The sequence below is a fragment of the Kribbella sp. NPDC104218 genome (genome assembly GCF_055584105.1).
Genome location: NZ_JBVJMQ010000001.1, coordinates 2,679,481 through 2,687,123, shown reverse-complemented (window position 1 = coordinate 2,687,123; position 7,643 = coordinate 2,679,481). Strand labels below are relative to the sequence as shown.

General features: G+C 69.6%; 8 protein-coding genes. 5 read left to right on the top strand and 3 right to left on the bottom strand.

Annotated features, from left to right (window positions below; all coding sequences use genetic code 11):
• Positions 1-172 precede the first annotated feature (172 nt).
• Positions 173-733, top strand: coding sequence for a hypothetical protein (locus ACZ6ZD_RS12750; RefSeq protein ID WP_465671306.1), 561 nt, complete (start codon positions 173-175; stop codon positions 731-733).
• On the opposite strand, the gene ACZ6ZD_RS12745 is transcribed toward ACZ6ZD_RS12750, so the two are convergent.
• Together ACZ6ZD_RS12745 and ACZ6ZD_RS12740 are read right to left on the bottom strand one after the other, a co-directional pair.
• Entirely contained in the window at positions 696-2,066 is a 1,371-nt protein-coding gene (locus ACZ6ZD_RS12745; RefSeq protein WP_465672690.1) for a hypothetical protein, read from the bottom strand. The two genes, ACZ6ZD_RS12750 and ACZ6ZD_RS12745, sit on opposite strands and share 38 nt — an antisense overlap.
• Positions 2,067-2,111: 45 nt before the next feature.
• Positions 2,112-2,825, bottom strand: a complete 714-nt coding sequence (locus ACZ6ZD_RS12740) for a winged helix-turn-helix domain-containing protein (RefSeq protein ID WP_465671304.1) — start codon at positions 2,823-2,825, stop codon at positions 2,112-2,114.
• A gap of 134 nt (positions 2,826-2,959) precedes the next feature.
• On the opposite strand from ACZ6ZD_RS12740, the gene ACZ6ZD_RS12735 reads away from it, so the two are divergent.
• Together ACZ6ZD_RS12735 and ACZ6ZD_RS12730 are read left to right on the top strand one after the other, a co-directional pair.
• On the top strand, positions 2,960-3,199 hold the full coding sequence (locus ACZ6ZD_RS12735) for a MoaD/ThiS family protein (protein ID WP_465671302.1): 240 nt from the start codon (positions 2,960-2,962) through the stop codon (positions 3,197-3,199).
• Positions 3,200-3,555: 356 nt separating this feature from the next.
• Positions 3,556-3,864: a hypothetical protein gene (locus ACZ6ZD_RS12730; protein ID WP_465671300.1), complete on the top strand. Its 309-nt coding sequence runs from the start codon at positions 3,556-3,558 to the stop codon at positions 3,862-3,864.
• A gap of 39 nt (positions 3,865-3,903) precedes the next feature.
• Here ACZ6ZD_RS12730 and ACZ6ZD_RS12725 read toward each other — a convergent pair whose 3' ends face one another.
• A complete protein-coding gene (locus ACZ6ZD_RS12725) occupies positions 3,904-5,682 on the bottom strand; it encodes a bifunctional metallophosphatase/5'-nucleotidase (RefSeq protein ID WP_465671298.1) in 1,779 nt (592 codons plus the stop codon).
• A gap of 125 nt (positions 5,683-5,807) precedes the next feature.
• Here ACZ6ZD_RS12725 and mshD point away from each other — a divergent pair, with 125 nt between their 5' ends.
• Positions 5,808-6,710, top strand: a complete 903-nt coding sequence (mshD, locus tag ACZ6ZD_RS12720) for a mycothiol synthase (protein WP_465671297.1) — start codon at positions 5,808-5,810, stop codon at positions 6,708-6,710.
• Positions 6,711-6,908: 198 nt separating this feature from the next.
• Entirely contained in the window at positions 6,909-7,505 is a 597-nt protein-coding gene (locus ACZ6ZD_RS12715) for a DUF6318 family protein (protein ID WP_465671296.1), read from the top strand.
• Positions 7,506-7,643 lie beyond the last annotated feature (138 nt).

Genomic DNA, 7,643 nt, shown 5'->3' with positions numbered 1-7,643 from the left:
CGCCGCAGGCCCCCCCTCGCCGCCCCCACCCACCCCCAACCCCCCCCCCCCCCCCCCCCCCCCCCCCACACACCCCCCCCCCCCCCCCCCCCCTCCCCCCCCCAACCCCCCCCCCCCCCCCCCCCCCCCCCCCCCCCCCAAGGCCGGCTGGCTCAGCAAGAACACTGCGGCCTTGGCCTCGCTGGTGCTCACGATCCCGCTGGCCGGCTGGTGGACGACCCGCAGCGACTACAAGTCCTGGTACGACTCCGAGCCGCGGGACGCGATCACGGTCGCCGACGGCGGGACGGAGTACCTCGGCGCGACCTGGTTCGCGGCGAGTGTCGAGAAGGACCCGCAGCCGCTGAAGTCGACGATCAGCAAGCCGAAGGCGCTGCCGCCGGACACGACCCGGATTCGGGTCTACTACCGCCAGCAGGTCGCTGCGGTGGCCAACCTGGAGGGGCTCGGCGGGTGCCGGCTGCACCTGCGCGCGCCGGACGGCCGGGTCTGGGACCAGCTGACCGTCGGCGGCGAGGCCTTCGAGGACCGGCCGAACGGCTGCGTCGGCGGGTACGACGAGAAGCCGTCATCCTTCCGGGGCGCGAACGCGGAGCACTACGTCAAGCCGCAGGCCGGGAAGCCGTACGAGACGGTCGCGATCTTCGTCGTCCCGACCTCGGTCGCCGACAGTGTGCAGCCGACGATCACCTGGGCTACGAAAGTTCCCGAGTACCTGGCATTCCCGAGGTAGCGGCGGACAGGTCGGCGACGCCGCCTTGCTCGTCGGCGTCCTGCTCGTGGACGGCGCGGGTGCCGCGGTTCAGGTAGCCGGCCACGCCGCCGATCATCCGGTCGTACGCCGCGGCCAGCAGCGCGACCTGCAGCATGATCTTGAGGCCGTCGGTGATCAGGTTCAGCGGCTCGTCGAGGACCAGCCAGAACTGCAGGCTGTGCGGGCCGAGGACCCACAGCTTCAGCACCATCCAGACCGCGCTGGCCGCGAACGTGACGACGGCCCAGGCCAGGAAGTAGCCGAGCATCGGGCGGAGGCCGGAGCGAATCACCAGCCGGAACGCGTCCGCGATCGGTGACCAGCGGTCCTTCCAGTCCGCGACGACGGTGTTCCCGGCCGCCTGGACGATGCGCGGCGTGCGCTGCCAGCGGTTCGTGATCCGGTCGAAGCGCCAGCGCGGCTCCGTGTCCGCCTTGCTGACCGCGCGACCGTAGATCACCGCGGTCATCGTGATCCACACCAGCGGCAGCACGGCCGCGCTCCAGAGGTCGCCGATACCGGATGCGAGGAAGCCGGTGACGGCGTCCCAGATCTCGCGGATCTGGCTGGCGCCGAACAGGTGGTCGAGCACCCAGACGTAGGCGTCCTGCAGCCATACCCACAGCTGCCGCTCCTGGATCCACTCCTTCGGCGACGGGATGTACGACGTGGCCTGGTAGGCGACGACGAAGATCCACAGGGCCTCGAGGTAGGTGACGAACAGCTTGCGGACCGGGCCCTCGGTCTCCCCGCGCCACTTCTTGAACGCGAAGCGCAGCAGGTAGGCCGTGGCGCCGAGGCCGATGAACAGCCAGGTCGACAGCGAGTTCAGCCCTTCGGAGGGCACCGGGACCGAGCCGCCGCCGAGCACCGTGGCGGCCGTGTCGTTCACCTTCTGGACGGCCAGCTTGTACTCGTACTCGAGCGCCTCGTTCTGCAGGAACTTGTACGCCGCGTAGAACGCGAGGAACGGCAGCAGCGCGGCCGCCAGCGCGTCGACCGGGCGGCTCTCCTTGCCGGGTTCGACGCCGTCCGGGGCGAGCACGCCCTCGGCGACCGCCCGGCGGTGGAACGGCAGCTCGCCGCGGAGCACCAGGAACATGGCGACGTACATCGCCAGCGAGACCACGACCAGCAGCGCGAGCACCGCGATACCGGCGGCCTCGACCTTCGCACCGGCCTGGACCGCAACCCATTGCAGCCCGCGGTGCGCGAGCTGGGCGATCAGAAACACCGCCAGCAGCCTCGGCCACGCCTTACCGAACAAGATCCCAGCGCGGCCCACCGTGGTGAGCAACGACCCCGACTCCATCGCCACGGCGCAGAATCTACCCCGCGGAGGGGGCGTCACCGCAGGTCAGGCGGGCGCTTCGGCCGTTTCCCGGGTGGATGCGGCCGGCGGGACCACGAAGCGGTAGCCGACGTTACGGACCGTGCCGATCAGGGACTCGTGCTCGGGGCCGAGTTTCGCCCGCAACCGGCGGACGTGGACGTCGACCGTCCGCGTGCCGCCGAAGTAGTCGTAGCCCCAGACCTCCTGGAGGAGCTGCTCACGCGTGAACACCCGGCCGGGGTGCTGCGCGAGGAACTTGAACAGCTCGAACTCCTTGTAGGTCAGATCGAGGGCGCGGCCGTTCAGCTTCGCCGTGTACGACGCCTCGTCGATCACGACGTCGCCCGTCCGGATCAGGCTGGTGTCCGGGTCCTCGGCGCGGGTCGCGGCGAGGCGGCCGATCACCAGCCGCAGGCGGGCCTCGATCTCGGCCGGGCCGGCGGTGTCGAGCAGGACGTCGTCACAACCCCAGTCCGCGTTGACGGCGGTCAGGCCGCCCTCGGTGACGACCAGGATCAGCGGGACGTCGATCCCCGTCGTCCGGATCAGCCGGGACACCCCGCGGACGGCCACCAGGTCGCGGCGCGCGTCCAGCAGGACGGCGTCCGCGTCGGGAGCGTCGACCAGAGCGGCCACCTCAGCGGGCAGGATCCGGATCTGGTGCGGTAACAGCGCGAGCGACGGCAGCACCTCGGTGGAGGCCTGCAGCGCGTTCGTCAGCAGAAGCAACGTGCTCACGTTGTCTCCCCGTGCTGGTCTAGGTGCACATCAGGCCCCAACGGCGTCCTTGCCGGGGGCCCGAGACACACTGGATAACAACAGCAAGCTGACATACTAACCGAAGTCGCATCCGATCAGTGAGGTCGCACCCGATGCCGGAAGTCACCATCCGCTACTTCGCCGCCGCCCGCGCCGCCGCCGGCCACCCCGCCGCGACCGCCGAAGCCGCCTCCCTCGCCGACCTCATCACCACCGTCTCCACCGACCGCCCCGAACTCGCCAGAGTCCTCTCCCTCTGCACCTTCCTCCTCAACGGCGAACGCGCAACCCCCACCACCCCCCTCCCCGAAGGCGCCCAAGTAGACGCCCTCCCCCCCTTCGCCGGCGGCTAACCCACCCCACCTCCCCGCGGCACAGCCCGATGCCGCCTCCCCCACCACCAGGTGTCGGCCTCGCCGCCCCGCCCCGGTCCCGCCATCCCTGGCATCTCACGCTCGCGCTCACCGCCCCCGGCGCACGAGATCGCCCCCACCCGGCCGCCGCCACCGCACACTCGGCCTCGCCGCCTCCACCACCCGGCCGCGCCGACCGCTTCTTGGTCTCGAAGCGCACTGGATGTCCCGTGGGCGAAGTTCGTGATGTGACTGGTGTGTTGTTGTGTGACTGGTGGTTCTTCGGGCTTTTACGACTGTCAAGGATCCTGCTACCTTGCGTATTCCGTCGTTCCACGGAAGGTCACCGATCACCGATGGCGCACGTTGCCCCGACTTCGCATCGCCGCGCGACCCGCGCCTCGCACCGCGGCCACCGCACGGCCGACGGGCCGATCCGCCGCAGCACCTGGCTCGGCCTGGCGTTCGCGATGATTCTCGGCCTGTTCCTCACCGGCTACACGCATGTCGGCATCCACGCCGGCGCGGTCACGCTGCTCGTCATGCTCGTCCCGCTGACGCTCGCCGTGTTCGGCGCCGCCGTCCGCCGCGGTTTCGGCTCGACGCTCTCCCCGCTGTTCACGGCCGGCGCGCTGACCTTCGTCCTGCTCAAGTTCTTCCTCTGAGCGTGGGGCGGGACGCACCCGCCCCACGCTCAGCCAAGCTCAGGAGCCGACCGAGATCCGGTTCGTCGGCCCCGGCGTGTACGGGTCGTTCGCGGTCAGGTACTTCGCGAACGCGTCGATGTCGAGCCCGCCGAAGAACTTGTTCGTCGCGGTCGTGAAGGCCGGGAAGCCGTCACCGCCGTCGGACAGGAAGTTGTTCGTGACGATCCGGTACGACGTCCCGTCCACCAGCGGCTGCCCGCCGATCTTCACCGACCCGGCGACGATCTTCGAGCCGGCCGCGGCGGCCGGGTTCCAGGTGTAGGTGATCCCGGCGACCTGCAGCACCTTGTACTTACCGGCCTCCGGCCCGTTCACCCCGGAGAACTGCTGCTCGAGCAGCGCCTTGATCTGCGCCCCGGTCATATCCATCGAGACCAGGAAGTTGTTGAACGGCTGCACGGTGAAGGCCTGCCCGAAGGTGACCTCCCCCGCGTTCGACGCGAGGTCGGCGCGGATACCGCCCGGGTTCATGAACGCCGCGACCGGCGTCTTCCCGCCCGTCACCACCGACGGGTCGGTGAGCTGCGCGTCGGCGATCAGGTTGCCCAGCGGGGACTCGAGCGAGTCGTCCGGCGTCCGGGAGACCGACGTACCGCTGATGTGGCCGATCACCTTGTTCGCGATCGGGGCGACCAGGGTCTGGTACTTGCTGATCAGCTCGGCCGTCTTGCGGTCCTGCGGCACGTCGCGGGTGACGATCACGTTGTTGGCCAGCGTGTTCACCCGGTCGACGTCGTTCGTCGCGTTGTTGATACTCAGCCGGACCTCGGTGACGAGCCGGCCGAACGACGACGCGCTGGTGATCAGCCGCGGCTGACCGGCCTTGTCCGGCAGGGAGCAGTTGTAGCCCTGGTGGGTGTGACCGGAGATGATCGCGTCGATCTCCGGGTCGAGACCTGCGTTGATGTCCACGATCGGGCCGGAGATCCCCGGGCAGCTGTTGTACGCCTTCGGGTCGGCCGGGAATCCGCCCTCGTGCAGCAGCACGACGATCGACTTCACGCCCTTCTTCTTCAGGATCGGCACCAGCTTGTTCGCCGTCTCGACCTCGTCGGTGAAGGTCAGCCCCTCGACCCCGGACTTGGTGACGATGTTCGGCGTGTTCTCCAGCGTCATCCCGATGAAGGCGACCTTGCGGCCGTCGTCGAACTTCTTGATCGTGTACGGCGCGAGCAGCGTGCGCCGGGTGTTCTCGAAGAAGACGTTCGCCGACAGGTAGTCGAACTTGGCGCCCTTGAACGGCCGCTTCTTGTCGGGGCACGAGTTCTGGTTGTTCTGGCCGTCGCCGTCCGGCAGGCAGCCGCCGGTCTGCATCCGGAGCAGCTCGTGCCAGCCCTCGTCGAACTCGTGGTTACCGACCGAGGCGGCCTCCAGGCCCATCAGGTTCATCGCCTCGATGGTCGGCTCGTCGTGGAACGCGGCCGACAGCAGCGGCGAGGCGCCGATCAGGTCACCGGCGGCGACGGTCACGGAGTCCTGGCCCTTGGCCTCGGCGGCGGCCCGCAGCTCCTTCAGATGCGTGGCCAGGTACGCCGCGCCACCGGCCGGGATGCCGTTGATGTTGCCGCTCGAGCCGCCCGGCGCCTCCAGGTTGCCGTGGAAGTCGTTCAGCGCGAGCAGCTGGATCTGGGTGTGCGTCGGCTTGGGTTTCGCCGGTGCCGCCTGGGTCACGGTTCCCCCCGTGGCCAAGCCGAGCACGGCGGCCGTGCCGACGGCGATCAGGCCGGCGGCCCACCGTCGGTTCAGCCGCGTCTTGTCTCGTCCTGTCAAGGCCATGTCTTCTCCGTCGTTGTCGCGATCACCGCGTGGAATCCACACGCGATCCCGCGAAATTACCCGAGGAATCGCGGCCCTTCCAAGGACCTGAGCATGAACTCACCCGGACCTTTTACGGTATTCCCGTGACTCTCGAAGCAGTTCCCTCACCGTTGCCCACGGCCACCGCGGCCGCCGTCACCGAAATCGCTCGGCTGGCCGCGCAGAGCGACGGCGTGAACCCACTCGACGAACGCACCCTGCTGCATCTGGACGGCGAGCACCCCGGCGTCCTGCACGTCCTCGCCTACGACGGCGAGCCCGGCACCATCGAGCCCAGCGGCCTGCAGTCCGCCCGCAACCTGATCGGGTACGGCGCCCTGTCCCCCGACGGCTCCGCCGAACTCGTCGTCACCCCGTCCGCCCGCCGCCAGGGCACCGGCACCGCCGTCCTCCGCACCCTCCTCGACCACGCCGGCCCCCGCCTCGCCGTCTGGGCCCACGGCCGCCTCCCCGGCGCCGACGAGCTGGCCGCCCGCCTCGACCTGCACGTCTCCCGCGAGCTCTACTTCCTCCGCCGTCCGGCCGCCGAGCTCCCCACCCCCACCTGGCCCGCCGGCATCGCCGTCCGCACCTTCGTCCCCGGCCAGGACGACGCCGCCTGGCTCAAGGTCAACCACGAAGCCTTCGCCACCCACCCCGAACAAGGCGCCTGGACCCAGTCCGACCTCACCGACCGCCTCAACCAGCCCTGGTTCGACCCAGCCGGCTTCTTCCTGGCCGTCACCGCGGACGGCGACCTGGCCGGCTTCCACTGGACCAAGACCGAGCACAACGAAGGCGAGGTCTACGTAGTAGGCGTAGCCCCCGCCCACCAAGGCACCGGCCTCGGCAAAGCCCTGACCCTCCAAGGCCTCCACCACCTCCAAAACACCAAGCACCTCCCCGCCATCACCCTCTACGTAGACGGCACCAACACCCCCGCCCGCCGCCTCTACACCTCCCTCGGCTTCACCACCGCCGCCCAACACGTCCAATACACCCCGTGACCCCCCTCACACCCCAATCCCCCACCCCCGCGTCATAACCCCACCCCTCACCCGTCCCCCCTACAACCAGGAGCCGTCCGCGCCCCTAACCCCCCAGCCGGACGGCTCCTGGCCCACTTATCCACAACCCCGCCAACAACACCCCACCACCACCCCCACTCCGTCTACGATTCAAACGACTACGGAGAGGTGACCCCGGTGACAACCCGCAACTGCCTGGCCGCCCTGGCCGCAACCACCGCCGCCCTGGCCTTAACCGCCTGCGCCCCAAGCAGCCCCGAAGCCGGCCGCCCCAACACAGCCCCACCCTCCCCAACCAGCTCCAGCGCCCCCACCACCAACCCCACACCCTCCGCCACGCCCGCCGGCCCACCAGAACGGCCCGCCGCGGCGAAAGGCCTGACACTCGGCGCCGCCGACGCCTTCTACCGGTACTACATCGAACTCGAGAACTACGCCGCCGCGACGGGAGACGTCGCCGCCATGCTGGCCGAGAGCGAAGCCGGATGCGAGGGCTGCAAGGAGTATGCGGACTTCGTGGCGAAGGTGAACGCGGCCAACGGCGGTATCACCGGCGACTACCGCTTCAAGGTCACCGACGTCTACCAACTCGCCAAGGGGTCGACAGGCCGGATCGGTGGCAAGGCACAGCTGACGGTCGGCAAGTTCACGACCAAGGAATCGCCCACCGCGAAGCCTGTGATCAGTCAGCCGACAAAGTACCTCGACACCATCGCGCTGTCGGCCAGTGGCCAAAACTGGGTCATGTACGAGATGGACGCGGTCGAGCAATGAGGGCTTCCCAGCACGGGTTGGCTGCGCTGCTGAGCGCGGCCATCCTCTGCTGGCCGACTCTCACCGTGGCAAAGGCTAACGAACAGGCAGACCGTCCGGCGAGCGTGACCAGGCCTGCCGCAGTCGCCACTCCAAAAC